Source organism: Emticicia sp. GW821-FHT11C11 (assembly GCF_058808615.1).
Genome location: NZ_JBXARV010000001.1, coordinates 1,888,553 through 1,914,491 on the forward strand (window position 1 = coordinate 1,888,553; position 25,939 = coordinate 1,914,491).

Here is a 25,939-nt window from a genome sequence, read left to right on the forward strand (position 1 = left end):
ACATCCAAAGTTTGTTTGGGCTTTTAATCAGCAATAGTACGGGAATTAACCTGAAGACGGATTCTTGGTTTTTCGACAGGAGCCGGTTTAAACTGAATAAACCAGGCCAGGATTTCGTCCATCACAGTCATATTAAGAGAGTAATAGATAAACTGCCCTTTTTTTACAGAAGCTACCAGATCGGCTTGTTTCAGTAAATCGAGGTGATGAGAAATACTCGGTTTGGTCATATCAAAACGATCGGCTATATCGCCTGCAGTCATGTCTCCGTCTTTCAGCATCTCCAGAATTTCACGGCGGGTAGAGTCGTTCAGTGCTTTAAATAAATTGTTCATTGCATGAAAAGTAGTAAGTATTGAACAAATGTTGTGATTACGAAATACTGAAAAAAAATCGGAATAATCAAATTTCGCTGCTTAAATATTTAGATAAACTTCTAAATATAAGTGGGCTCAAGGCTTATTCTTTGAAAAACACAATTTTACGGCTATTTCTATTGCATTGGTATATAAATCATTATATTTGCAGACACTTCATCAACATCTGCCCCATTCCTTGCCGAAGTGGGGATTTTTTTTGCGCTTCAGTAAGTCGGCAGACTTCTGCAGGTTAATGATATGATATTTTAGCAATTCGAAAACAATGAAAGTTTTAAAGTTTGGCGGTACTTCGGTAGGCACAGTAGAAAGCATAATTCAGGTCATTCAGATTATCAGAGAGAATCTTGATGAGGGGAGCAAAATAGCAGTGGTATATTCGGCTATGGGTGGTGTAACCAATCGCCTGATCGAAATTGGGAAAATGGCTTCTCAGTCAGAACCTGAGTTTATAGAACAACTGCGCTCGGTAGAAGAAAGGCACTTCAACGCAGTAAAGGGGCTGATAGACATAAAAAATCAAAGCAGCGCTATTGCTAAAGTAAGGGGGCTTTTCAATGAATTGGAAGACCTTCTGAAAGGCGTGTCGTTAATCAAGGAGCTATCGAACCGCACTTTAGATCTGATTGTTAGTTTCGGAGAAAGACTTTCAACTACTCTTATTACCGAAGCGCTAAAAAATAAAGGCATTGAGGCTGAGTTTCTGGATGCCCGAAAGGTGATTAAAACCAATGATAGTTTTGGCCATGCGGATGTGAATTTTGAGCTGACCAATGAACTGATTCGCAAACATTTTGCCCAGACCAATAAGTTACAGTGTATTACGGGTTTCATCGGTTCTACTATTGACGGCGTAACCACAACGTTGGGCAGGGGTGGTTCAGATTACACCGGTTCTATTTTCGGGGCAGCACTGAATGCCTCCGTGATAGAAATATGGTCGGATGTGAACGGAATGATGACCGCAGACCCACGAAAAGTAAAAAACGCATTCACGATTCCGACCATTACCTATGCTGAGGCGATGGAACTATCACACTTTGGCGCTAAAGTTATTTATCCGCCAAGTCTGACCCCGACTTTTTATAAGAACATACCTATCAGAGTGCTTAATACTTTTAATCATAAGCATCCGGGGACGCATATCAGCAAAACTGCTGAAACCAAAGAGTATTCTATTACGGGTATATCGTCGATTGATGATATTGCCCTCGTAAACGTGCAGGGTGGGGGTATGATTGGCGTGGCGGGTATATCTGCCAAGTTGTTTTCGATACTTGCCAAAAACAAAATCAGTGTTATTTTAATATCCCAGGCTTCGTCTGAACACTCTATCTGTTTTGCCGTAGAACCTAAATCTGCTTACGGTGTAAAAGAGATTCTGGAAGAGGGTTTTGCGAATGAAATAGCCCAGGGGCTACTGGATAATATTTCAATAGAGCACAACCTGTCTGTACTTGCCGTGGTAGGCGAAGGCATGAAATCGAGCACAGGTACATCAGGAAAACTGTTTTCTGTACTGGGTAAAAACGGTATCAATGTGGTGGCTACAGCGCAAGGTTCTTCTGAGTTGAATATCTCGGTAGTTATCCATAAAAAAGATATCGGTAAGGCACTGAATGCTATCCATGAAACCTTCTTTCAGGTGGATGGTCTTACGCTTAATCTGTTTCTGGTAGGGGCTACAGGCTTAATCGGCAGTACTTTATTACGCCAGATCCGTGAGCAGAAAGATTACCTGAAATCGCGCAAAAATCTTAATATCCGTCTGGTTGGTATTACCAACACCCGGAAAATGTTGCTGGATGAAGGAGGTATCAGCCTTGAAAACTGGAAAGAAGAACTATTGGAAAATGGCGATATCGCCAATATCGGTTCGTTTGTATCTGATGTACAGGATCTGAACTTACCATATAGCGTATTTGTAGACTGCACAGCCGATAAAAACATTGTTCAGTATTATTATTCACTGCTTAGCTCAAGCGTTTCAATCGTTACTCCTAACAAGGTGGCTAATTCAGGTAAGTTTGAGCAGTATTTTATGTTGCAAAAGGCCGCTCAGAAACACGGAGTGAAATTTTTGTACGAAACCAATGTGGGCGCAGGGCTGCCAATTATTAATACTTTACAGGGTTTAATTACCAGTGGTGACAAAATTCACAAGATTGAGGCGGTGCTATCTGGTACACTGGCGTATATCTTTAATAATTTCAAAGTCGGCGACAGATTTGGGGATGTGGTAAAAGAGGCGAAAGCCAAAGGATACACTGAACCGGACCCACGCGACGACCTGAGCGGGCAGGATGTGGCACGTAAGATTCTGATTTTATCAAGAGAATGCGGTTTGAAACTGGAACCTGACGATGTTAAAATTATAAATCTGCTTAATGACGCCTGTCTGCAGGCAAAAACAGTAGAAGAGTTTTTTGTTGAACTGGAAAAAGACAACGAACGATTTGAAAACCTATTGGCTGCAGCCGAGGCGAAAGATGAGGTGCTGCGTTACATTGCAACGCTTGACGAAGAAAAAGTTACCATTGAGCTGAAATCGGTGGGCCGCCGGCATCCGTTCTTTAGTCTGGCAGGATCTGAAAATATTGTTTCATTCACTACAGAACGCTATAAATACAATCCTTTGGTTATCAAAGGCCCCGGAGCTGGTGCCGAAGTAACGGCGTCCGGAGTGTTTGCCGATATCATGAGTATCAGCAGTTATCTGGGTTAATACTTTACTTTTTTGTGATTTTATCCCCGAAAAACTCCAACGTTTTTTCCATTGATTCGCTTAGTAGCGTCCAGTCGTGGGTTTGTTCAGGATAGAAATTGTAGGAACAAACCACTGAATTGGCTTTTAATCGCTGAATCATCAATTCTCCCTGATTAGATGGAATAGTTGTGTCTTTACCGCCGTAGAACAGTATTACAGGTGGCGATACTTTACTGACATGAAAGCGCGGACTGGCTATTTTGTATAAGTCAGGTGCATCTTCATATGTTTCTCCTATCAGTTTTTCTATGTCTTTACCCAATTCGCCTTTTCTGATTTCTTCTGAAGTGAGGTCAGAGGGAGGAGTAATGGCTGACACACCTTTGATGTATTTAGACTTATCGACCGAAAACGCATAGGACAATGCCAGATGGCCACCCGAACTTGAGCCGACCAGATATATTTTATCAGAGAAGCCATAAGGCTTTCTTAAAGAGATAATTTTCTTTATCAGCAAGTTGATGTCTTCAATCTGATTCTCATAAGTAATACTGTCTTTATAAGTAAGTCTGTAATTGGCATTGACAATCACCCAGTTATTTCCTTTTTCTTTAATCTCTTTTACGCAATTATCCATATAACTTTTATCCAGCTTTCTCCATGCGCCACCGTGCAGCATCACTATTACTCTTGTTTGCGTATAACTGCGTTTGGCCGGAATGTGAATGTCGAATGTTTGTAGCTCATCTTTCCCGTAGGTCTGATCCAGTAAAGTAACTGCTGTGGTATCGACAATATCCGGTTCATTGATTAAGCTCAATGTAGAATCTCCGGAAGGTTTCATGTCGTCCGATTTTTCGCATGACGTAAATAGAATCATGGAAAACAGGACCGTTAAGACGTGTAGAAGGTTTTTCATACTATTCAGGTTTTTGTGTGGTGTGTGAACACGTATTTTTGTATTAAAAAAATATTCCCGGGGCATTCTTTGCCAATGCCTATAATATTTATGGAAAAGATTCCCCAGAATGGGGGATTTGTCCGGATAAAATCAACTGATAAAAAATCAGAGATAATTTCAGTTTATCGTTCAGACATTCGTCAGAAAACTGTAATTTTGCAGCGATAAGCGATAAAAGATTAGACGACAAACCACTACTTATATTTTGGAAAAAGTAATTCTCTACAAAAACTCTCAGCCATTTGACGTAAAAATTCCTTTAGCTTCTTCAAAGTCAGAAAGTAACAGAGCTTTGATTATCAATGCTTTGTCTGGTTTTAAAGGAGACCTGGAGAATCTTTCATCGGCGCGCGACACCCAGACGATGATACGTCTGCTGCAATCAAGCGATTCTGTAGCCGATGTGATAGATGCCGGTACGACCATGCGTTTTCTGACGGCCTATTTTACTGCTACCAATCAAAGTAAGACCATGACAGGCACAGCACGTATGTGTGAGCGGCCCATCGGAATATTGGTTGAAGCCTTGAAAACTATAGGTGCTGAGATTGATTATCTTAAAGTAGAGGGGTATCCTCCTTTGCAGCTTCATGGGTTGTCTGACCAAAAAAACAATGAGGTAACCATAAGAGGAGATGTAAGCAGCCAGTATATATCTGCCTTGCTGATGATAGCACCGACATTACCTCTGGGATTGACTATTAATCTGACGGGAGAAATAGGGTCTATTCCCTATATAAATATGACCATAGCGCAGATGCAGGCTTTTGGGGTAGCCGCCAAAGCTGATTGGGATGCTAAAGTGATTACTGTTGCCCCACAAAAATATGAACCAACCAACTACAAGATAGAGTCTGATTGGTCAGGAGCCAGCTACTGGTACAGTATTGCAGCTTTATCTGTCTTTGAAGATACCCGCGTGGAATTATTGGGTCTGAAAGAGCATTCATTGCAGGGAGACAGTGCCATTGTTGATATTATGACCCAATTGGGTATAAAAAGTACTTTTACAAAAGACGGAGTTTTACTGACTAAAATACCAGCTCAGCAAAACATTTCGTGGGATTTCTCCAATTGCCCAGACCTTGCCCAGACGGTAGCCGTTACCTGCGTAGCAAAAGGTATTGAAGCCACTTTTACAGGTATTGAGAGCTTAAAAATAAAAGAAACAGACAGAATTGTGGCATTGCAGAATGAACTGAAGAAATTCGGTGGAAGCCTTACCGAAGTGGTGCCTAATACAGAATATAAAGTAACAGGGTCAGGTTTTGAATTTGGTAGTGCACCCATAAGTATAGCTACTTATGACGACCACCGTATGGCTATGGCGTTTGCGCCTTTGGCTATGCTGACCGATGTAACAATAGAAGAACCTCACGTGGTAGTGAAATCATATCCGAGTTTTTGGGATGATATCAAAAAAGTTGTCGGTATTGAACAACAACCTGCCGTCGCCATTTCATGATTTTCTTTAGCCCCTTTTGTGAATTGGGGCTTTTTTTTTAATTTTGTCAAACATATCTTCTCTAATTAAGATGCAATCATTGAGTACAAAACATCTACTCGGTATAAAAGACCTCACTACAAACGATATTCAACTTATTTTAGAAACAGCCAAAGAGTTTAAAGAGGTCATTAATCGCCCGATAAAAAAGGTGCCTTCCCTGAGAGATGTAACGATTGCCAATGTTTTTTTTGAAAATTCCACCCGCACACGTCTGTCGTTTGAATTAGCCGAAAAAAGACTTTCTGCCGATGTCGTCAACTTTTCAGCATCAGGAAGCTCTGTTAAAAAAGGAGAAACCCTGCTCGATACCGTTAATAACATATTGGCCATGAAAGTAGATATGATTGTGATGCGCCATAGTAGTCCCGGTGCTCCGCATTACCTGTCTAAAAAAATAAAAGCCAATATTGTAAACGCCGGAGACGGTACACACGAACACCCCACGCAGGCATTACTTGATTCGTTTTCGATGCAGGAAAAACTGGGCGACCTTGCCGGAAAGAAAATTGCCATCATCGGCGATATTCTGCATTCACGGGTTGCGCTTTCAAATATTTTCTGCCTGCAGAAATTAGGTGCAGAGATAACCATCTGCGGACCGAATACTTTGCTGCCTAAATATATCAACGAAATAGGTGTCAGAATATCGCACAGCGTAAAAGAGACCTTGCAATGGTGTGATGTGGCCAATGTGTTGAGAATACAGCTGGAGCGCCAGCAGATTAAATATTTCCCTTCTTTAAGAGAATATTCTCTCTACTTTGGTATTAATAAACAAATGTTGGATGAACTGGATAAAGAAATAGTACTGATGCACCCGGGACCAATCAACCGGGGAGTGGAGTTATCGAGCGATGCGGCCGATTCACATCATTCTATCATACTTGATCAGGTTGAAAATGGTGTGGCGGTAAGAATGGCAGTTTTGTATCTGTTATCGCAGCAAATTTAAACCAGCACATAGAGCATAAAAATAAAAGGCATAACCGGTATCAGTTATGCCTTTGTATTGAAGCTGCCGATAGTTTATCTCCTTCTTCTTTCTTTCCATTTGCCTCTCATTTCGGCTCTTCTTTTTTTAGCTTCTTCACGAAATTTTGTCATTTGTTCGGGTGTAAGCACACTTTCATAATTTTTTATGGCGGCGTCGTGGTTTGCCTTCAGTTTCTGACGGGTGGCTATCATGCGCTCTCTTTCTTCTTTTCTGAATTCATCTCTTTTTTTCTCCTGCTCCAGGTTAATACCAAGCATTTTTTTGTATTGCTCGTCATTTAGGGCAAGTGATTCCTTCATGCGATTGGTTCTTATTTCGGCACGTTGTTCAGGCGTTTTTTGCTGCCTGTCTCCACGGTTAGGTCTTTCCTGCTGAGCAAATGCTCCGGTAAATACCCCACCGGCAAGCGCGCATACTAAAAGTATTTTTTTCATTTTCTGAATTGGTTGATTGTAATAAAAATAGTCTCTTTTACAACGTTGCAAATCTTAGAACAAAATATCTGTAAAAGGTTTAAATGACCGAATAAACTTATTTGATTTTCAGGATAACAGATTATGTTTTACCTTTATGAAGATGATGGGTTAGAATGGTCATAAATTAATCACGCATTCGCTCAATCACACATTCACTCAATTGATAAACATGGATTTTGACCAGATAAGATTATTAATTATAAGCGCGTTTGATGAGACAGTTATTCTGAAGGAAGACAAAACATCAATTCAGCCAAACATAACGGTTCCTGCAGAGAAGATTCTTGAAATCTGTCAGTTTTTACATGAGCATCCGAAGCTATATTTCGATTATCTGGCCTGTATTACGGCTATTGATAACGGAACGACTGTCGGAACCATAGAAGTGATTTACAACCTCACTTCAATCCCTTACGAACACAATTTTGTTCTGAAAGTGGAATTACCCCGTAATGCCGAAGGTGAGCCTTTACCACAGGTGCCCTCATTGACACCAATCTGGAAAACAGCCGACTGGCATGAGCGTGAGGCTTATGATCTGGTAGGTATTGATTTTACCGGACATCCGGACTTAAGAAGAATACTTTTAACCGCCGATTGGGAAGGCCACCCACTACGCACCGATTATAAGGAACAGGAGGAGTATCACGGTATAAAAGTGAAATACTAAAAAATGGTTTAGTGTTTTCACACTAAACCATTTCAGTTTTAAATTCGGAGGTAGTGTGGAACTTGATGTCCGGATTATTCTGAATATTCATACGTAAAATCCAGTCGGTCTCTGCCATAAATACCGGATTCTGGTCTTTGTCGTAAGAAATATAATTCCCTTTCAAGCGTATAAACTCGGCCAGTTTTGTTTTGTCTTCGGCAGTTATCCAGCAAGCCTTTGAATAAGGGCGGGCTTCGAATCGGCAACTGGCTCCGTATTCATTCAAAAGGCGGTATTGAATTACCTCAAATTGAAGCTCACCCACGGTACCGATAATCTTACGGTTACCGGGTTGTAGGGTAAACAACTGAGCTACGCCTTCGTCTGTCAATTGTTGCACGCCTTTCTCCAACTGTTTCGATTTCATCGGGTCGTTGTTAATTACCTCTTTGAATATCTCCGGCGAAAAGCTTGGGATACCCGTAAATTGTAATTCCTCACCCTCTGTCAGAGTATCGCCAATCTTGAAAGTACCCGTATCGTATAAACCGATTACATCGCCCGGGTAAGCATCTTCTACCACGTCTTTCCTATCGGCAAGAAAAGCAAACGGACTAGAAAAACGCATTTCTTTGCTTAATCGTACGTGCTTGTAGAATTTTCCCCGTTCAAACTGTCCGCTGCATATTCTTAAAAAAGCAATTCTGTCGCGGTGTCTCGGGTCAATGTTGGCGTGTATCTTGAACACAAATCCGCTGAATTTCTTTTCTTCCGGCTCTACCATGCGTTTGTCTGTCATTCGGTGAACAGGCAGCGGAGAAACATCACAAAAAGTATTCAACAACTCCATTACACCAAAGTTGCTCACGGCACTACCAAAAAATACGGGAGCAAGGTTGCCGGCACGGTATTCACTTTTATCAAATTCACTATATACACCTTCAATCAATTCTACATCTTCGCGCAATTGGTTGGCATCTTTTTCACCCACTTTCTGATCCAGCACCTCTGATTCCAGCTCAATTACGTCAATGTCGTCCTCCAGACGGGTTTTATTAACCGCAAAGTGATTCATCTTTTTTTCAAGCAAGTGATACACCCCTTTGAAATTGGAACCACCGTTTACAGGCCAGGTAATCGGGCGCACTTTTATGTTCAGTTTTTGCTCGAGTTCGTCCAGTAAGTCAAACGGATTCTGACCTTCACGGTCAAGTTTGTTTACAAAAATAATTACCGGTGTATTACGCATGCGGCAAACCTCCATCAATCTTTCGGTTTGTTCCTCCACACCTTTTACACAGTCAATAACCAGAATTACGCTGTCAACAGCCGTAAGCGTTCTGTAAGTATCTTCGGCGAAATCTTTGTGGCCGGGGGTATCAAGGATATTGATTTTCAGCTCCCGGTATTCAAAAGTCATTACTGAAGTAGCCACAGAAATACCTCTCTGTTTTTCTATTTCCATGAAGTCGGAAGTAGTAGACTTCTTGATTTTATTCGATTTTACTGCCCCAGCTGTCTGAATAGCCCCTCCAAAAAGAAGCAACTTTTCTGTAAGCGTGGTTTTACCGGCATCGGGGTGAGCAATGATGGCGAAAGTACGGCGTTTGTGTAATTCTTGAAGAAACGACATTTTTATCTAATTTTGCGAACCTGATACAGACGGATGTGACACCGCCGGAATATCAAACAATGATTGCTCATATAATGAGCATAAAACGGGTGCAAAATTACGCATAAATTATGGAAGAAACATGGCAAGTTTCGTTTGAATCAATAATTTCTCAGATATTAGACCAGGGCTATGGAATTTTAGACGGTTTTTTATCGGACGAAGAAATAACCGGGCTGAACGAAAGTTTCCTGGGCCATTATCAGGCAAACGAATTTAAGCAGGCTGGTATCAGTAAAGGCCATGAAGTGGTAAAGAACATCAGAGGTGACGAGATTCTATGGTTGGATAGCGACAACGCCAAAGGCATAGAAACCTTGTTTCTTGACAGGCTGCAGCAATTTATGGGTTATGTCAACTACACCTGTTTTCTGGGGCTTCGTTCTTATGAAATTCATTATGCGTCTTATCCTGTAGGTACTTTCTATAAGCGCCATCTGGATAAATTCAGAGACGATTCAGGCCGTAAATTATCATTTATCTGTTATCTTAATCAAGACTGGCAGCCGGATAACGGGGGTGAACTGGTTTTATATTTACCGGAAGGGGCCAAGACCATATTGCCGGTGGGTGGTAGATTAGCAGTATTTGAAAGTGATAAAATTGAGCATGAAGTGCTTCCCGCCGATCGGGAACGCAGAAGCCTGACAGGGTGGTTGCGCAATATTGATTGATAACAGCACCTGTTTTTGAGTTACCATTGGAATGAGATTTATATTGTGATATAGACTAATACAGAAATTTGTAATAAATTTGTACAAAATCATGAAACTATGACTTTCGAGGAATATCTGATAAGCAAAAAAATAGACAAGGAGAAGTTCTCTCAGGCCGAGCCCGAAAGGTTTAAAGAGTGGAATACCCTGTTCAGTCAGATGCACCCTGAAAGTTTTACTGCACATAAGAAATTTCTGATAAATCCGGTTCGCCGGAAATACCATTTGTAATTCGCCCCCCTTTTTGTTCTTCATTGCTATTGTATCACTTATCTACGCATCTACACCTTTCATCTATTATTTTACGGTAATGGTGTTTTTTATAAATCTTTTAATGACAAATCTGGTATTTAATGCAAGATTGAGTGGTAATTTTGCACAAAATCAAGAATTTTAGCCTACTAAACACTATATTTTTTTAACCGTTATTTACACAAATGAAAAAAAGAATTTTACTTACAGTTCTGACTTTAGGACTATTAACCACAACTTTTGCACAGTTTCCGGGTGGAGGAGGTTTCGGAGGAGGAGGACGTTCCGGGGGAGGATTCCAGGGTACGAATCAGCGGCAACAACAAACACCTCAGGACGATACGCCAAGAGGATCAGCTAAAATAAGTGGTAAATTAATTGACTCAACTACCAATAAACCAGTTGAATTTGCTTCAGTGGCCGTATATGACAAAAACAATAAAGTCATAGAAGGTGCAATGACTGATTTGAACGGTGCTTTTACGGTTAAAAACCTGGCTAAGGGAAGCTACAAACTGGTGGCATCATTTATTGGCTATAAAAACACTACGCTTAATAAGGTTGAAGTGCCAAGCAATAAGGCTGAAGTAAGTGTAGGTAATTTGCTGATGGGTACAGATACCAAAATATTGAATGAGGTTACTGTAGTAGGGCAGGCTGCATTAGTGGAAGACAAGGTTGACAGATTGGTTTACAATGCCGAAAAAGATATTACCAGCCGTGGAGGTACTGCCGAAGACGTGCTTAGAAAAGTACCTATGCTGACGGTAGATATGGACGGCAACGTGCAGATGCGTGGTAGCAGCAATATCAAGGTGTTGATTAACAATAAGCCGTCGAGCATTCTGGCTACAAATCTTGCGGATGCCTTAAAGCAGATTCCGTCTGATATGATCAAATCGGTTGAAGTAATTACATCGCCGTCGGCCAAGTATGATGCCGAAGGCACTGCCGGTATTATTAATATCATTACCAAGAAAAACACGCTGCAAGGTTTAACGGGCTTTGTAAATGCAGGAGCGGGTGTTCGCGGAGCCAATGCTTTCGGTAACCTTAATCTTCGCCAGAAGAAGGTGGGCACGTCATTGAGCTTTGGTGGTAACGGGGGGTATAATACGCCAAGTGACGGAAGTTCAACCCGTGAAAGTTCTGTGCGTGGTATCAGTACAACCCTGGCACAAACCGATGCGAATAACGTAAGACGTATCAACGGCAACAGCCAGTTGAGTATTGACTATGATATAAATTCTAAAAACTCGCTGACACTGACCGGCCGCCTGGGTATCGGTAATTTTGATACAAGAGGCCCACAGACTTCGTTATTAACAGGAGCGTCTGATCAGGTATTGCAGCAATTTACGCGTTCAGTAAAACAACTGCGCACAAATAACAGCCTTGATCTGGATTTCAATTATACACGTACCTTCAAAGAGCAAGGGCATGACTTTACCTTGTTGATTCAACACGGCAGAAGCACCCGTGATACTGATTTCAGAACCAATCAGGACAACAAGCCGTTTAACAAAAGCAATAACGATGGGCTGAACAAGGAAACGACTTTTCAGGCAGATTATAACTTGCCGCTTAAAAAGAATATTTTTGAAGCAGGGGCGAAGTATATCATCCGTGACGTGACCAGTGGCTACGATTTTTTTCAGTTTGATGAAAATGCCAACGATTACGTCATATTACCGGGCAGAACCAATAACTTTAGTTATGAGCAGAAAGTAGGGTCAGCTTACACCACATTTACATTGGCTTTGCCGCAAAAATGGGGCTTGAAAATGGGTGTTCGTTATGAGAATACTACTATTAATGCCAAGTTTCAAAGTTCTGACAAACCGACTACTATTGCTCCTTATGATAACATAGTACCGACTTTTACGGTGTCTAAAGATTTTCCGAAAAACCATAAGGTACGATTCAGCTATGGCCAACGTATTCAACGTCCATCTCTTGAATTCCTGAATCCGTTTGTGAACTACGCCGACCCATTGAATATCTCTTATGGTAACCCGTTGTTGAAACCTGAGTTAAGCCACAATTTTGAGATTAATTACAATACTTACTTTAAAGCCAACTCAGTAAACGTAGCTGTTTTCAGACGCTTCACAGACAACAACATCACTTCTGTTCGCTCGGTTGATGAAAGCGGGGTGATAACTTCTACTTTCGATAATATCGGTAAAACCAATTTTTACGGAGCCAACATATTTTTGAATATACAACCAACCAAGAGCCTCAGATTAGGCGGAGGAGCTAACTTTACTTACAATCTGCTTAACGGTACCATTGTGATTCCGGTGTTGCAATCTGATAATACTTACAAAAACACGCTTATCGGAATTGAAAATAAAGGCTGGAACTCAAACTTTAACTTCAACGCTTCTTATAACTTTAACAAAGGATGGGGTGCACAGGCATTCGGGTTTATGGGTAGTCGCCGGGTACAGTTACAAGGGTACCAGGGGGCGTTCAGATACTACAATATCGGTGTGAAAAAAGACTTTAAAAACAAAAAGGGTAGCTTCAACTTTGGCTTAGATAATCCATTTGCTAAGAAAATGGTTATTAAGAGCTTTGCAAGTGACCCGACTTTTGTTTCAAACTCGGTGCGTAATGTATACAACAGAGGTGTGCGTTTCTCAATTAATTATTCATTCGGCAAGATGGATTTCAACGGCGGCGGTGGCTTATTCCGCAGTAAGAAAAAAGTGAGTAACGAAGATGTAAAAGAAGGAGAAGGCGACGGCGGTGGCCAAGGACAAACCCAAGGTGGTGGAGGTGGACGCCCACGCTAATTGTTTAAGATTATAAGCAGGTAAACCTGAAAGTGTCGAATCCCGTTTTGTGAATCTATTTCTCAGGAATAAATTCATGAAATGGGATTCGTTTTTATAGCACCTAACCGATTATGCCGGAATCTACGAAAATTCAGTATCTTGCCTGACGGTTTTAACTGGGCTAACCCCTGCAGTGCATCTTTTTTGACCTGTTTACCTATGGTTCATTATGAAAATTATCTTTACAACTTTCGTTTCGCGAACAGCTTATGACGATACAGCAGGCGGTGCTAATAATTTTCACGATGCCAATTTTCTTACTTTTCACAGAATAGAGAACTTCAGAAAGTGGCATTATAAAAGCAAGGAATAGCAACAAACGATAGTCGTTGGTATTTTTAGTAGTATAAATGTGTCTGTTTAATAAAGATTTTATCAGGAAAAGCCATATTATAAGGTGTGGCTTTTTCGTTTTTTTTGTACTTTCGCAAATCACGCATAAAAAATCCTGACTCATGCAAATAGGCTTTCTGGAAATTAAATGGACAGATGTACTGGACGTCGTATTAGTAGCTTTTCTATTGTATTACATATATAAACTGGTAAGAGGAAGTGTAGCCAGCAGAGTGTTTCTGGGGTATTTGCTCATCTATCTTTTCTATCTGATAGTAAAAGCAATAGGATTAGAGTTGCTTACCAGGATTCTCGAATATTTTATGGGTGTAGGTGCTATTGCGCTCATTGTGCTTTTTCAGCAGGAAATCAGGAGATTTTTATTGATAGTGGGGAAATCTACCTCATTGACCAACAATAAGTTTTTTGCCAGAATACTGGGAACCCAACTTGAGGAAGAGAGTACTACGCCATTAAAAATTATTGCCGATACCGCCAAAACCATGTCGAGTGAGTTTACGGGAGGCATTATTGTTGTTCAGAAGGATGATGACCTGAGTAAATTTGTGGAGTCGGGCGATGTATTGGATGCCGTACTATCTAAAAAATTGCTGATTTCTATTTTCAGCCAGTACAGTCTTTTGAACGATGGTGCCGTTATCATCAACAGGGCGCGTGTTCAGGCGGCACATTGCATATTGCCTATTGCTAATGGTGACGATCTACCCGGCAATTACGGATTCCGCCATCGGGCGGCTTTGGGTATATCTGAAGCTACCGATGCCGCAGCCATTTGTATTTCGGAAGAAAACGGCCGGATTTCACTGGCACTTGACGGGAACATAAAAATAGTAACAGGTGTTGAATTGGAAAGAGAACTGAGTGCTTATTTTCTGAATAAAATTCAATAGATTTAATACTTTAACAGGCCATAAAATTTACGGGTTATCATCCGGGGAATCAGACCTGTTGTTTCAATACGCATGATAACATTCTATCCGGGGCCATCGAAAATTTATCCGCAGATAGCCTTGTATCTGCAGGATGCTGTAAAGGCAGGTATTCTTAGCCAGAACCACCGAAGCGAAGCTTTTATGGAAATGCTAAAAGAATGTATTGCTTTAGTGAAGCAAAAACTGAGCATTCCGGCAGATTATAACGTTTATTTTACTTCGTCAGCTACCGAGTGCTGGGAAATTATCGCACAATCATTTACACAAAAGGGAAGTCTGCATTTGTATAATGGGGCTTTTGGCAAAAAATGGTTTGAGTATGCCCGTAATATTGCAGCAGGAGAAGTGCAGGATTGGAGATTTGACATGGAGGAGGGTATTCCGGCATTTACGGACAGAGACGAAAGATTTGATGTAATTTGCATCACTCAGAATGAAACTTCAAACGCCACACAAGTAGATTCAGGATTAATACCGGCCACTGATGCCCTGGTTGCATTTGATGTAACGTCGTCGATAGGGGGGATATCTTTAGATTGGTCAAAAGGAGATATCTGGTTAGCTTCGGTACAAAAATGCCTGGGTTTGCCTGCGGGGTTAGGCCTGATGGTCTGTTCTCCCAAAGCAGTTAAACGCGCTGAAGCAATAGGAGAGAGGAAGCATTATAACAGTTTCCTGTTTATACACGAGAATTTTGAAAAATACCAGACTCATTACACGCCTAACGTACTTGGGATCTACCTGCTGAAAAGAGTAATGGAGCAGGTAGATAGTATCGAAAATATCAGTAAAAGAACCATTGCACGAGCGCAGGATTTTTACCGGTTTATTGAAAATGAAACTCAGTGGGAATTACTGATTAAAAACGCTGCGGTGCGTTCTGATACTGTTTTTGCAATAGCAGGTGAAGCAGCGGCTATCAGACAGATTAAGACGAAAACCACAGAAGCAGGAATCACCCTGGGCAATGGCTACGGACAATGGAAAGACACTACTTTCAGAATAGCTAATTTTCCGGCTATTGAAGACTGGGAAATTGAAAAATTAAAGACCTGTCTGCTTTAATCATATAGACCTATTCATCAATTATACTATTTCGAAAATGAACTTCAGCTTTAAAGAGATCATCTCGGTTACTATTATCTTGTTTTCGGTTATCGATATACTGGGGTCGATTCCGGTTATTATTGATTTACGGAAGAAAGCAGGTGGTATTCATGCTGAACAGGCTACCACAGTTGCCGGATTACTGATGATCGTCTACCTGTTTCTGGGTATCAGCATTCTGAATTTATTTGGTGTTGATGTAGAGTCATTTGCGGTAGCGGGGGCATTGATTATTTTTCTGATAGGTATGGAAATGATTCTGGGAAGGAATATCTTCAAACATGAAACGTCATCCAGCAAGGCTACTTCTATAGTCCCTCTGGCGTTTCCGATTATAGCCGGAGCCGGTACCATGACCACCATCATATCTTTAAAAGCAGCGTATAAGCAGGAAAACATCATTGTAGGTATATTATTAAATATCCTTATTGTTTATTTAGTGCTGCGCAGTTCGGTCTGGATCGAAAAGAAACTGGGCCAGACCGGTGCAGATATTCTCAGAAAAGTATTTGGTATGATTCTGATAGCTATTTCAATTAAGTTGATCAAAACGAATCTGGTATGAAAAATATAAAGGCAAGACAGTGTCTCGCCCTATATAACCTAAACTAAATTTGTATGATTAAACTAGAACGTAAACCTTAAAACGTCGAATTAGTTACAGCTTCATTGAAGTTTTTTCTTTGACTTAATTGCTTCAATAAGCATGATGATAGACTCGGCCACTATTGCCGGATTATCGTAATGAATCATGTGACCACTCTTAGGGTCGAGAATAAATTTTGAATTGCCGGATAGACCTGCCAATGCCATTACCTGTTCGTCTCGCTCTTTTCTGATGGCATGCCATTGCTCGTCGGGCGTTCCGGGAGGTTGATTCCTTTTACCTGCTCCAATCACTATCAGCGGGCGTTTCTTTAACGACTGTTGGTTTCCCAACTGATTAATATACATGGTATGAAACTCTTCGGCCATGTAATCTGCCGTTGAATCATATCCTATGGCTATCTTATTTTCAAGCTGTGGTTTGGGTATCGGTTTTCCCTGAGCTTTTTCGCGAAGTCGAACCCACCCACCATACTTCATGCTACCTAACAAACTGCTCTCATGAGTGGGGTCGATCAGTACGAGACCAATGACATCCTTACCGTATTGACGGGTATAAAGCCTTGTCATCAGTCCGCCAATCGATTGGCCTACTAAAACGTAGGGGCCTTTCAGATGTATTTTTTGTAACAATTGGTGCAATTCGAAAACTTCTTGTGCCATTGTTCGCGGCAGTGGGCCTTTTTCACTTTTGCCGCTTCCTGCTCTGTCGTAAGCAATGGTTCGTATATCTGATGGCAATAATGCTCTTACTTTTTCCCAGTCATGAGAAGTGCCACCTGCACCCGATTCAAAAATGACAGTATACTTTGATTTAGGAGAACCTTTGATACTTACAAACAATTGATGTTGCCCGATATTGACCAGTTGTTCAGAAAGCGTATCAGATAAAATCGTTTCATATTGCGTATACCCTGTTTCCACCGTCATGCACAACCACAAGGCAACTATTGCCTTTAAAATTCTGTCATTTCTCGGTTTCATCAGAGTAAATTTTAATGCGTTGGTTCTATTTTTCTTTCTTTTTTCGCAGATAGATATTCCCATGTTCCGATTTCAGTTCAATGGGCATACCCCCGCCGTTCAATGATGCTGTCAGAATATTTTGTCTATTCTCTGAAACCGGCAATTGAAAATCTGTGAAGACGTCATTCCATTCAGAAATTCTGATTTTTAAATCTGCTTTTATAACAGGGGGTACTTCAAGCACAACTTTGCCATAGAGGCTCGACAGATAGATGTTTCCGGTTTGGTTCAGGTAAGCATTTACCGACCCATGCCTGCTATATGCTTTTATATTGCCTACTACATTTTGCAGATAGATGTGCCCGAATTCGGTGCTGGCATCAAAGCTGCCTGTCATATCTTTTATTGCCCAACGTTGCCCATGTTGAGGGAAATTTTCATAGATCATCAGGTTGAGCCGATTGGGTAAATAAATGGTATAGGCGCCGCTATAGCAATTACATACTTCACGTATCACCAGTGTTGAATCTTCCTGTAAGAGATTGAGACCTAGTTGTGTATTGTCTTCCAGACCCTTGATTGCTACCCGTGTCAGTCCGTCAGCCTGCTTGGGTGCTGTAATGGGCTGATCAATCTCAATTCTGATTTCGTTACCCTCATAACCCTGAATATTGATGTTGTTACGCTCTATTAAAATGGCACTTTGTCTGACAGATGTTTTTAAAGGAGTGGCGTATCTGATCTGCGCGAAAGCAACCTGCCCTGTAAGGCAGCAGAAGAGGAATAATAGTTTTTTCATAATCAGAGTTGTAATAGGCAGGTAGCAAACCACTTGGGCTTGCTACCTGCTTGATTTGGCTTATTTCTTCTTTCTGATATAGATATTGCCATTGCTCGATTTCAGGTCTATGACCACTCCACCGCCATTGATAGTTCCTTCAAAAGCATCTGATTTACTTCCTGTAGCAGACACGTACACAAATTGGTCTCTTTTGAAAATATCTCTTTCATTGCAATCTTCACAGTCTGCTCTGGCGGCTACTTTGGCTTTGCCACTTACGCTTACCTCACTGGTAGCTTCACCTTGTCCGCTGATAGTTTTAGTGCCTGAGCTGGCCACGGTTTTGGTTTCTTTCTTTGCCGCTGCGATATCCCAGTCGGTAAACAAGTCACCATAATAGCTACGCACTTTCAGATTCGCCTTGGCGTCTGTCGGTAGCGTTACATCAATAGCACCTGATGCATTGATAGAACTCGGAGAACTTTGTGTAAGCTTAGAGTAAGTTACGAAAATCTTTCCATGACCGGTATGCGCCACTAACGGGCCGGTGATATCGTTCAGATACGCTTTCGAGCCACTGGTTTTTAGTTCAATTTCACCGGCTATATCGCTGATAACGATTTTCTGTTCACCGTAATTCTGGCTTTCAGCTACACTTAAATCTAAGTTCTTTGGTACCTTAATAGTCAATACCCCGGTATAACGGTTTTTAGGAATCAGAATTTTAAGCGTATTGCCTTCAACTTCGGCGCTGGCACCTACACCTGTGTTATCAACCACACCACCGGTTACAAGGCGTAGCCCATCAGCTTCTTTAGGCAATTCTTTACGGTTTTCGCCGGTTTGTTCTATGCTCACTTCAGAGCCGTCAACACCTTGTACGTTTACAGAAGCCTGTTGAACAATAATCTGAACTTTTTTCCCTTGTCCGCTGAACGACAATTTATAAGGTTTGGTTTGCCCGAAGGAGTTGGCATAGGCCAGGCAGATAATAATGACAACTAATACTTTTTTCATGATTTTTTTTTATTGGTTTATGTGATATTTTTTAATTATTTTCTTACTGATTGTTGTTATTTTTATCAGAAAACCAAGCCTGAAACCTTTGGGCAAGCCTAGGTATCAATCGCCGCCTTTTTTGTCATCATTGCTGATGCTTTTCTTCGATCTTTGCGGCTGGCTGCTCATTTTTCCGAACTGGTAAGAGAAACTAACTCTCCATCCCTGATTATAATATCTTGATTTACCTGTCTGAGTAAAGGTTGGCCCAGAGAACTCAGATTTCTGTGAGAAATACGGTGCCAGGAAGTTGTCGAATCCTAAACCAACTGTTGCTTTCTTTTTCATGATTTCTTTCTGGAAGGCAACGTTGTAATAGGCGAATCCGCTGATTTTACCCTGCAACATTACTCTTGGCGAATTAAAGAATCCAAAGAACTGGCCTTTAAAGCCCTTGCCGAAATCGTAGCTTGAATTAAGATTCAGTCTATACATCAGGTTTTCGTTACTTGTTTGTAAAGCGGGGCTGTTCAGAATATTATAGTATACATTGATAGCACCGTTGGCTGTAAATTTCTTAATCTTGGTATTGCCGCTCAGAGTCAAACCATAAGAGGTGTTCTGCGCAATGTTCTGATATGTTAATGAGGCTATACCTTCCTGATCAAAAGTTCTGATACGCTCAATGGCATTGTTGGTAGTACGCATGAACAATGAGGTATTGATAGAAGATTCCTTGATATAAACACTGTAATTAATTTCGGCACTGTGCGTTAATTCCGGTTTCAGGTATGGATTACCAGAGTAAGTCATTAAAGGTTCGCTGGCATTTACGTACGGATTCAGGAACCATAGCATTGGGCGCTGAATACGCTGTGTATAGCTGAGTTTCAATTTCTGGCTTTTAGGTAAACTTCTTGATAAGCTTATGTTCGGAATCAGATTTCCGTAATTGCTGCTGAAAGGTACCGTACCTGCCAGAAATTCGGCCTGAATAAATGTATGTTCGTATCTTACACCGGCATTAATGCCCCATTTATTTTTTGAAGTACGAGAATAAGTCAAGTACGAACTGGCCACCTGTTGGGCATATTCAAAGACATTGGCCAGTGCGGGTACATTCTCGAAATTGTCGGAACCATCAAGAGCGTTAGAAACCTGGTAATCGCTTTTTACGTTTCTGAAAATCGATTTCACACCTATTTCCATAGTGCTGACACTATCCAGCGGATTTGTAAAATCTAACTGCACGGTGCCTTCATAATTGGCGCTGTAATTGGTACTTTTTTCTCTGTAATTAATTACTTTATTTTCGTTCGACTGGTCGAGCTTATAAAAACTGTCTTCACCTTCTTTTGAAAACATCGTGAGTATGTTAAACTCTCTCTTCGGTTTTTTAAAGGTCTTGGTATAATCCAGATTCAGTGTATTTCCCTGCCAATCGTAGATACGGTACAGGTTACGGGTGAAATACTGGTTAGTTACACCCTGGGTCGAGTAATCGTTCAGGTAGTCGAAATACATACCGTTTTTGCCGTCGTATAGATTTAAACTGGCGCTTATGCGGTTCAGAGAGTCAATGTCCCAATCGGCGGTGACAGTGCCGTAGCCATTCTCGCCATCACCTCTGAACGAGGTCGTCTGCAACAAAGTAGTCGTTGCACCTTCTACATTGGTAGTGCGATTGTTTTCGTTACCACCCTGATTGCGCCAGCGGTTAAAACCACCACGTGCTGAGATACCAATTGATTTTTGTCTGACGTTTACAGAACCGTTAAGGCGGTCATTCCAACGGCCAAGTGACAGGTCTGCATTACCATTAACACCCTGCAGATTATTCTTTTTGGTGATAATATTGATGATTCCGGCGGTACCTTCTGCATCGTACTTAGCAGACGGAGAAGTGATCACTTCAATCTGTTTGATGTCGTCGGCAGGAATCTGTTTCAATACATCAGCAATGCTGCGTGCCATCAGGTTCGAGGGTTTGTTATTAATCAGTACCTTAATGTTTGAGCTTCCGCGCAGCTCCACATTTCCATCCATGTCAACGGCTATCGACGGAATCTTTCTTAGTACATCTCCGGCGTTTCCTCCTTTAATGGTGATGTCTTTTTCGGCGTTGTAAACCAGGCGATCAGGTTTCTCTTCGAATAGCGCCTTTTGCTCCACCACAGTTACTTCCTGTAATTGCTGAGCCGTTTGTGAAATTCTGATTACACCCAGGTCAAGGTCTTCGTCAGCCACATTAACGTTATTAATGAGCTTGTCCCGATACCCTACAAATGTAATTTTAACCTGATAAACGCCTTTGCTTGCTTTGGTAAGAGTGAATTTTCCTCTTTCGTCGGCCGTTGTTCCTTCAACGGGTTTACTGTCTTTCAAGAGAGCCACGGTAGCAAACTCTACCGGTTTGTTGGCTGTGGAATCGAGCACGAATCCGGTGATTTTGCTTTTTTGAGCCAATAAGATGCTGTTTACTCCAAGGAGCAATGTTAATAGTAGTAGCTTTTTCATAATTTTAGTTTAAAAATTTTGATAGTCTATTTTAAGAGTCTCATCAGATTTGAAAATGTTGCAGTTTCTGGTGAAATTTTTTTGCTTGAAACTGCCTGTTGTGTTCTGATATATCTTTCAAAACTATCGGATTAACCGTCGTCCGAAAACCTATTTGTGACGAATCGCTGGAAATATGTTTTCAGATGATGATTTTATTTTGCTCCTTCGAGAAAATTACATGCTCAGTACCTTTACACTCTCTTGTGCTTTACGTTTCACAAAGTCGTCGGTTTCGTTGTTTTGTAACAATTTTTGTAAAGGTTTTACCGCTCTTTTATCGCCCAGATTAGCCAGTATATCAATCACCGTTATCTGTAAAGTTGGCTCCTGTTGTGTCAACAGGGTCTGAATCAGGGCATCGCGGGCTATTTTTTCATCTCCGAAGTGCGAAAGCGCCTCTGCAGCGGCGGTTCGCACGTTAATATTCGGGTCATTATTTAAGGTTTTGACCAATGCTTTCAGCACTTCAGAATCGGGCTTATTCAGGTCATAACTGTAATTGACTGCCTGTATTCTTTCAGATGCAGATTCCCTTTTGAGCATCGCTAACATCACCAATTCTTTAGTAGCTTCTACATCGCGTTTAATCTCTGTCAGTTCCTGAATATCGGCAAGGTTTTTATCGGCTGTTCTTCTTCCTATCCAGAAAATCCCTAATAACATAATCACACCGGCGGCGTATTTCAGAACCGGAGAGTTGATCCAGCGCACTTGCATATTTGCTCTCTGTTCTTTTTCTTTTCGCTTTTGCTCGGCGCCTTTTTCTTTTTCGAGCATCATGTAGAAACCAAGGTCCAGATTCGCATTAGGGTCAACTGTAGCCGGTTGAGGCATTTCAGCATAAAAAGTTTTTAGTTCTTCAAACTCTACTCTGAGCGATTCATCATCAGCCAGCAGTGTTTCGAGTTCTTGCTTTTGTTTTGTATTTAGTTTGTCTTCCAGATAATCGGCAAATAATTGTTCCATAACCACATCCTCCTTTTGTTAATTAAGTTTTAAAAATTCTTCTTTCAATTGTTTCAGTCCACGATGCACCCGCACTTTTACCAACGATACAGAAATATTCAGTATATCTGCTATTTCATCATATTTCAGGTCTTCGTACCGGCTCATGGTGAGTACTTCCTGGTACTCCTGAGGGAGTTTCTTTAAAGCTTTCTGAATTAAAAGGTATTGTTCATCTTCATAATTTTCTTCTTCGGCTACGTCTAAGTTTTCGTGTAAATCTTTATGGTTGTGCGATTTTTCTTTCAGATAATCATGGTAAATATTTCTGGCTATCCTATAAATCCATGTGCGGAACTCATATCCGTCACGGTAACTCTGTCGGTAATGAATGATGCGATAGAAAACCTGCTGAGTCAGATCCTGACTCGAATCGCGCTCTATACCAAATCGTAAATAAAAATTATATAATGGGCGTTTGTATCGTTCGTACAAAATCGCAGCCTTATCCAAGTCGCCACTGGCTACCAATTGCATAGCTGCTTCGTCAGTCATATAGAGCTTTTTCGTTTTAGGTTTCTGATAATGATTACTTGGGGATACATAAAAGGTTACAAATATTCTGAAAATATTTTTTTGTCTTGAACTTTGATTTAGCTGATTAATCTGAATAACCTGATTGCATCCTCGAACTTCTACCTAGACGACTCAGGTGACATTTAATTACAGAATCGCAAAAAAATCTATTTCTGAATCAGTGCAATCTCAAAATCAGGTTAATCAAAGTTCAAGACCATTATTATCCCCCAAATTAGGGGATGCCTCGAAACAATATTTAATACAAATTTGTAGTTTGGTTTCTTATGCAAATTAATTCACTAACATTTTAGTAATTAATCTTTCCATTAGATACTTTTACAAAGTTTTTTTTCATCAAACTATTAAATATTAATTATGAAATTATTACGCCTAGCACTTGTACCCTGTGCTCTTTTGGCGATGACCCTGACGGGAAATGCACAGAAGAAGGACGACAAGAAAAAAGAAGAACCTGCAAAACCTACTACTCAAACACCAGCCGTTACTCCTCCGGCAGCCAGACCACCCGAAGCGCCTAAGCCAGGTCCGAAACCTTACAAAGAAGTAATCACCGATAAAGCTAAAACCAGCAAAGGATTAGTTACCGTTCATAAAATCGATGAGAAGTATTTCTTCGAAATTGCTGACAGCTTATTAGGCCGTGACATCATGACTGTAACACGTTATTCTAAAACTGCAGCCGGTGGTGGTATTTTTGGTGGTGAAGAAATAAACCGTCAGATGATCAGATGGGAGAAAGGACCAGACAACAAAATCTTCTTGCGTTCAATCTCTATCGTGATGACTTCGGCCGATAGCACCAAGCCTATCTTCCAGGCAGTAAGAAATTCAAGTGCCGACCCGATTATTGGTGCGTTTGATATCAAAGCGTTGAAAAAAGATACTTTGTCTGTTATTGAAGTAACAGATTTCTTCAAAGGCGACAACCAGGTATTCTCTTTGGATCCGGTTAACAAGCAGTTTCTTAAGATTACTGCCTTAATGCCAGACCGCTCTTATATACAGCACATCCGCTCGTATCCTATCAATACCGAAATCCGTACCGTTAAAACTTTCGGTGTTATTCCTCCAACTGTTTCTTTGATGCCAATTCCACAAATCGGACAATATTTACCGGCTTCTCGTGATGCGGGTGTAGTAACGATGGAATTCAATACTTCAATGATATTGTTACCTAAAGCACCTATGCGTAAACGTATTTTTGACCAACGCGTAGGCTATTTCGCTAACCAATACTCTGTTTTCGGTGAAGAATCACAAAAATCAGATAATGAAGTATTTGCTGTAAGATGGAGACTGGAGCCAAAGAGCAAAGAAGATGCTGAACGCCAGAAACGTGGTGAAGCCATTGAGCCTAAAAAACCGATTATCTATTATATTGACCCTGCTACTCCTAAAAAATGGCAGAAATACCTGAAAGCAGGTGTGGACGACTGGCAAACTGCTTTCGAAAAGGCAGGCTGGAAAAACGCTATCCGTGGCGAATATCTTGATCCGAAAGACAGCCTTAGCCTAGAAGATGCCCGTTTCTCGGTTATCCGTTATTTTGCAGCTGATATTCAGAATGCATACGGACCTAACGTACATGACCCACGCAGTGGTGAAATTCTTGAAAGCCATATCGGCTGGTACCATAATGTAATGCGTTTGTTGCGTAACTGGTACCTGATTCAAACAGCTGCGGTTGATCCTCGTGCCAGAAATAAAAACTTCAGTGATGAACTGATGGGAGAATTGGTACGCTTTGTGTCATCTCATGAAGTAGGTCATACGATAGGTTTACGCCACAATATGGGGGCAAGTTCAGCTACGCCGGTTGAAAAACTACGTGATAAAAACTGGGTTGCTAAAAACGGACACACGTCGTCTATTATGGACTATGCGCGTTTTAACTATGTAGCACAACCGGAAGATGGAGTAACTGACTTTTTCCCTCGTATCGGTGATTATGACGACTGGGCCATTAAATGGGGTTACTCATACTTTGCAGACGCCAAAGACGAGAAAGATGAGAAAAGGATTCTGAACGATTTGACGAAAGAAGCTACGAAAGATCCCCGTAAGAGATTCGGTACTGAGATTAGCCCGTATGACCCACGTTACCAGACAGAAGATTTGAGCGATAACGCTATGAAGGCTTCTGAGTATGGTATTAAAAACTTGCAGAGAATTCTTCCTAATCTGATTGAATGGACTAAAGAAGATGGCGAGTTTTACAAAGAGTTGTCGGAACTTTATAACAACGTTGCGTTCCAGTACCGTCGTTATATTGGTCACGTTACTAAAAATGTAGGTGGTATTTATGATACTCCAAAAACCTACGACATGCAAGGCAGTGTATATGAGGTTGTGCCGAGAGCTACACAAAAAGAAGCTGTTGCGTTCCTGAACCGTCAGGTATTTGCTACGCCAACGTGGTTATTAGACCAAAATGTATTGAACAAAATCAATATTGAAACCGGTGTGGAATCGGTTAAATCTATTCAGGAAGTTACTCTGAACAACCTATTGGCCGGTGACCGTGCCGTGAGATTGATGGAAACAGGCGCTACAAACCCTGCGAACTATAATCTGGATGAGTTGTTTGTTGACTTGCGTAGCGGTATCTGGTCTGAGTTGAAAACACATAAAACCATAGATGTGTATCGTCGTAACCTTCAAAAAGTATTTACTGAAAAAGTAATTACTTTATTGACGCCGACTACTACTACTGTCCTGTCAATTCCTCCAGGAGTAACTTACGGATATGATATGCGTGTAGTTGACCTGAAGAAAACAGACTTACCATCTATCGCAAGAGCGCATCTGGAGTCATTGAAAGCGGAAATCAAAGCGGCATTGCCATTGACAACCGACAAAATGAGCAAATACCACTTGCAGGATGTTTTGAAACGCATTGAAAATGGTTTAGACCCTAAATAATGTGGTTTTGA

The 25,939-nt window shown here is 41.1% G+C and carries 22 protein-coding genes; 12 read left to right on the forward strand and 10 right to left on the reverse strand.

Translation table 11 applies throughout. The features are described from left to right. Positions 1-23: 23 nt before the first annotated feature. Positions 24-335, reverse strand: coding sequence for an autorepressor SdpR family transcription factor (locus AC1RRY_RS08060; RefSeq protein WP_492816639.1), 312 nt, complete (start codon positions 333-335; stop codon positions 24-26). A gap of 307 nt (positions 336-642) precedes the next feature. Here AC1RRY_RS08060 and thrA point away from each other — a divergent pair, with 307 nt between their 5' ends. Beyond that, positions 643-3,102, forward strand: coding sequence for a bifunctional aspartate kinase/homoserine dehydrogenase I (gene thrA, locus AC1RRY_RS08065; RefSeq protein ID WP_492816637.1), 2,460 nt, complete (start codon positions 643-645; stop codon positions 3,100-3,102). A 4-nt stretch (positions 3,103-3,106) separates the two neighbouring features. Here the strand turns inward: thrA and AC1RRY_RS08070 are convergent, their stop codons facing one another. Next, positions 3,107-4,003 (reverse strand): alpha/beta hydrolase fold domain-containing protein, encoded by an 897-nt coding sequence (locus AC1RRY_RS08070; RefSeq protein WP_492816635.1) that lies wholly within the window; start codon positions 4,001-4,003, stop codon positions 3,107-3,109. Positions 4,004-4,250: 247 nt separating this feature from the next. Between AC1RRY_RS08070 and AC1RRY_RS08075 the strand changes: the two genes are divergently transcribed. After that, positions 4,251-5,510 carry a 3-phosphoshikimate 1-carboxyvinyltransferase gene (locus tag AC1RRY_RS08075; RefSeq protein WP_492816633.1) on the forward strand — a complete coding sequence of 420 codons (1,260 nt, stop codon included), beginning with the start codon at positions 4,251-4,253 and terminating at the stop codon, positions 5,508-5,510. Between the two features lie 70 nt (positions 5,511-5,580). Continuing rightward, on the forward strand, positions 5,581-6,504 hold the full coding sequence (locus tag AC1RRY_RS08080; protein WP_492816631.1) for an aspartate carbamoyltransferase catalytic subunit: 924 nt from the start codon (positions 5,581-5,583) through the stop codon (positions 6,502-6,504). Positions 6,505-6,578: 74 nt separating this feature from the next. On the opposite strand, the gene AC1RRY_RS08085 is transcribed toward AC1RRY_RS08080, so the two are convergent. Beyond that, complete coding sequence (locus tag AC1RRY_RS08085; RefSeq protein ID WP_492816629.1) at positions 6,579-6,980, reverse strand: DUF4890 domain-containing protein; 402 nt, start codon at positions 6,978-6,980, stop codon at positions 6,579-6,581. 211 nt (positions 6,981-7,191) lie between these two features. Here AC1RRY_RS08085 and AC1RRY_RS08090 point away from each other — a divergent pair, with 211 nt between their 5' ends. Further along, positions 7,192-7,692 (forward strand): NADH-quinone oxidoreductase subunit C, encoded by a 501-nt coding sequence (locus tag AC1RRY_RS08090; protein WP_492816627.1) that lies wholly within the window; start codon positions 7,192-7,194, stop codon positions 7,690-7,692. 22 nt (positions 7,693-7,714) lie between these two features. On the opposite strand, the gene AC1RRY_RS08095 is transcribed toward AC1RRY_RS08090, so the two are convergent. Continuing rightward, positions 7,715-9,307: a peptide chain release factor 3 gene (locus AC1RRY_RS08095; protein WP_492816625.1), complete on the reverse strand. Its 1,593-nt coding sequence runs from the start codon at positions 9,305-9,307 to the stop codon at positions 7,715-7,717. Between the two features lie 110 nt (positions 9,308-9,417). Here AC1RRY_RS08095 and AC1RRY_RS08100 point away from each other — a divergent pair, with 110 nt between their 5' ends. The 7 genes from AC1RRY_RS08100 (at position 9,418) to AC1RRY_RS08130 (ending at position 16,115) form a co-directional block, all read left to right on the forward strand. Then, positions 9,418-10,020: a 2OG-Fe(II) oxygenase gene (locus AC1RRY_RS08100; protein ID WP_492816623.1), complete on the forward strand. Its 603-nt coding sequence runs from the start codon at positions 9,418-9,420 to the stop codon at positions 10,018-10,020. A gap of 99 nt (positions 10,021-10,119) precedes the next feature. After that, entirely contained in the window at positions 10,120-10,293 is a 174-nt protein-coding gene (locus AC1RRY_RS08105; RefSeq protein ID WP_492816621.1) for a hypothetical protein, read from the forward strand. Between the two features lie 206 nt (positions 10,294-10,499). Next, positions 10,500-13,115: a TonB-dependent receptor gene (locus AC1RRY_RS08110; protein ID WP_492816619.1), complete on the forward strand. Its 2,616-nt coding sequence runs from the start codon at positions 10,500-10,502 to the stop codon at positions 13,113-13,115. Between the two features lie 211 nt (positions 13,116-13,326). Then, positions 13,327-13,470 (forward strand): hypothetical protein, encoded by a 144-nt coding sequence (locus tag AC1RRY_RS08115; RefSeq protein WP_492816617.1) that lies wholly within the window; start codon positions 13,327-13,329, stop codon positions 13,468-13,470. 142 nt (positions 13,471-13,612) lie between these two features. Continuing rightward, positions 13,613-14,401, forward strand: a complete 789-nt coding sequence (gene cdaA, locus AC1RRY_RS08120; RefSeq protein WP_492816616.1) for a diadenylate cyclase CdaA — start codon at positions 13,613-13,615, stop codon at positions 14,399-14,401. Positions 14,402-14,473: 72 nt separating this feature from the next. Then, positions 14,474-15,508 carry an aminotransferase class V-fold PLP-dependent enzyme gene (locus AC1RRY_RS08125; RefSeq protein WP_492816615.1) on the forward strand — a complete coding sequence of 345 codons (1,035 nt, stop codon included), beginning with the start codon at positions 14,474-14,476 and terminating at the stop codon, positions 15,506-15,508. A 37-nt stretch (positions 15,509-15,545) separates the two neighbouring features. After that, positions 15,546-16,115, forward strand: a complete 570-nt coding sequence (locus AC1RRY_RS08130; protein ID WP_492816614.1) for a MarC family protein — start codon at positions 15,546-15,548, stop codon at positions 16,113-16,115. Positions 16,116-16,216: 101 nt separating this feature from the next. Here the strand turns inward: AC1RRY_RS08130 and AC1RRY_RS08135 are convergent, their stop codons facing one another. The 6 genes from AC1RRY_RS08135 to AC1RRY_RS08160 all read right to left on the reverse strand — a co-directional run bounded on the left by AC1RRY_RS08135 (position 16,217) and on the right by AC1RRY_RS08160 (position 22,961). Beyond that, positions 16,217-17,140 (reverse strand): alpha/beta fold hydrolase, encoded by a 924-nt coding sequence (locus tag AC1RRY_RS08135; protein ID WP_492816613.1) that lies wholly within the window; start codon positions 17,138-17,140, stop codon positions 16,217-16,219. Positions 17,141-17,165: 25 nt separating this feature from the next. Next, a complete protein-coding gene (locus AC1RRY_RS08140; protein ID WP_492816612.1) occupies positions 17,166-17,921 on the reverse strand; it encodes a DUF4097 family beta strand repeat-containing protein in 756 nt (251 codons plus the stop codon). Between the two features lie 60 nt (positions 17,922-17,981). Continuing rightward, positions 17,982-18,920 carry a DUF4097 family beta strand repeat-containing protein gene (locus AC1RRY_RS08145; RefSeq protein ID WP_492816611.1) on the reverse strand — a complete coding sequence of 313 codons (939 nt, stop codon included), beginning with the start codon at positions 18,918-18,920 and terminating at the stop codon, positions 17,982-17,984. Between the two features lie 105 nt (positions 18,921-19,025). Next, entirely contained in the window at positions 19,026-21,419 is a 2,394-nt protein-coding gene (locus AC1RRY_RS08150; protein WP_492816610.1) for a TonB-dependent receptor, read from the reverse strand. A 216-nt stretch (positions 21,420-21,635) separates the two neighbouring features. After that, a complete protein-coding gene (locus AC1RRY_RS08155) occupies positions 21,636-22,427 on the reverse strand; it encodes a HEAT repeat domain-containing protein (protein WP_492816609.1) in 792 nt (263 codons plus the stop codon). Positions 22,428-22,445: 18 nt separating this feature from the next. Then, positions 22,446-22,961 (reverse strand): RNA polymerase sigma factor, encoded by a 516-nt coding sequence (locus AC1RRY_RS08160; RefSeq protein WP_492816608.1) that lies wholly within the window; start codon positions 22,959-22,961, stop codon positions 22,446-22,448. A 399-nt stretch (positions 22,962-23,360) separates the two neighbouring features. Between AC1RRY_RS08160 and AC1RRY_RS08165 the strand changes: the two genes are divergently transcribed. Further along, a complete protein-coding gene (locus AC1RRY_RS08165) occupies positions 23,361-25,928 on the forward strand; it encodes a zinc-dependent metalloprotease (protein WP_492816606.1) in 2,568 nt (855 codons plus the stop codon). Positions 25,929-25,939 lie beyond the last annotated feature (11 nt).

Coding starts and splice junctions, on each gene's coding strand:
- AC1RRY_RS08060 (WP_492816639.1), bottom strand. CDS start 335: ATGAACAATTTATTTAAAGCACTGAACGACTCTACCCGCCGTGAAATT.
- thrA (WP_492816637.1), top strand. CDS start 643: ATGAAAGTTTTAAAGTTTGGCGGTACTTCGGTAGGCACAGTAGAAAGC.
- AC1RRY_RS08070 (WP_492816635.1), bottom strand. CDS start 4,003: ATGAAAAACCTTCTACACGTCTTAACGGTCCTGTTTTCCATGATTCTA.
- AC1RRY_RS08080 (WP_492816631.1), top strand. CDS start 5,581: ATGCAATCATTGAGTACAAAACATCTACTCGGTATAAAAGACCTCACT.
- AC1RRY_RS08085 (WP_492816629.1), bottom strand. CDS start 6,980: ATGAAAAAAATACTTTTAGTATGCGCGCTTGCCGGTGGGGTATTTACC.
- AC1RRY_RS08090 (WP_492816627.1), top strand. CDS start 7,192: ATGGATTTTGACCAGATAAGATTATTAATTATAAGCGCGTTTGATGAG.
- AC1RRY_RS08095 (WP_492816625.1), bottom strand. CDS start 9,307: ATGTCGTTTCTTCAAGAATTACACAAACGCCGTACTTTCGCCATCATT.
- AC1RRY_RS08100 (WP_492816623.1), top strand. CDS start 9,418: ATGGAAGAAACATGGCAAGTTTCGTTTGAATCAATAATTTCTCAGATA.
- AC1RRY_RS08105 (WP_492816621.1), top strand. CDS start 10,120: ATGACTTTCGAGGAATATCTGATAAGCAAAAAAATAGACAAGGAGAAG.
- AC1RRY_RS08110 (WP_492816619.1), top strand. CDS start 10,500: ATGAAAAAAAGAATTTTACTTACAGTTCTGACTTTAGGACTATTAACC.
- AC1RRY_RS08115 (WP_492816617.1), top strand. CDS start 13,327: ATGAAAATTATCTTTACAACTTTCGTTTCGCGAACAGCTTATGACGAT.
- cdaA (WP_492816616.1), top strand. CDS start 13,613: ATGCAAATAGGCTTTCTGGAAATTAAATGGACAGATGTACTGGACGTC.
- AC1RRY_RS08125 (WP_492816615.1), top strand. CDS start 14,474: ATGATAACATTCTATCCGGGGCCATCGAAAATTTATCCGCAGATAGCC.
- AC1RRY_RS08130 (WP_492816614.1), top strand. CDS start 15,546: ATGAACTTCAGCTTTAAAGAGATCATCTCGGTTACTATTATCTTGTTT.
- AC1RRY_RS08135 (WP_492816613.1), bottom strand. CDS start 17,140: ATGAAACCGAGAAATGACAGAATTTTAAAGGCAATAGTTGCCTTGTGG.
- AC1RRY_RS08140 (WP_492816612.1), bottom strand. CDS start 17,921: ATGAAAAAACTATTATTCCTCTTCTGCTGCCTTACAGGGCAGGTTGCT.
- AC1RRY_RS08145 (WP_492816611.1), bottom strand. CDS start 18,920: ATGAAAAAAGTATTAGTTGTCATTATTATCTGCCTGGCCTATGCCAAC.
- AC1RRY_RS08150 (WP_492816610.1), bottom strand. CDS start 21,419: ATGAAAAAGCTACTACTATTAACATTGCTCCTTGGAGTAAACAGCATC.
- AC1RRY_RS08155 (WP_492816609.1), bottom strand. CDS start 22,427: ATGGAACAATTATTTGCCGATTATCTGGAAGACAAACTAAATACAAAA.
- AC1RRY_RS08160 (WP_492816608.1), bottom strand. CDS start 22,961: ATGACTGACGAAGCAGCTATGCAATTGGTAGCCAGTGGCGACTTGGAT.
- AC1RRY_RS08165 (WP_492816606.1), top strand. CDS start 23,361: ATGAAATTATTACGCCTAGCACTTGTACCCTGTGCTCTTTTGGCGATG.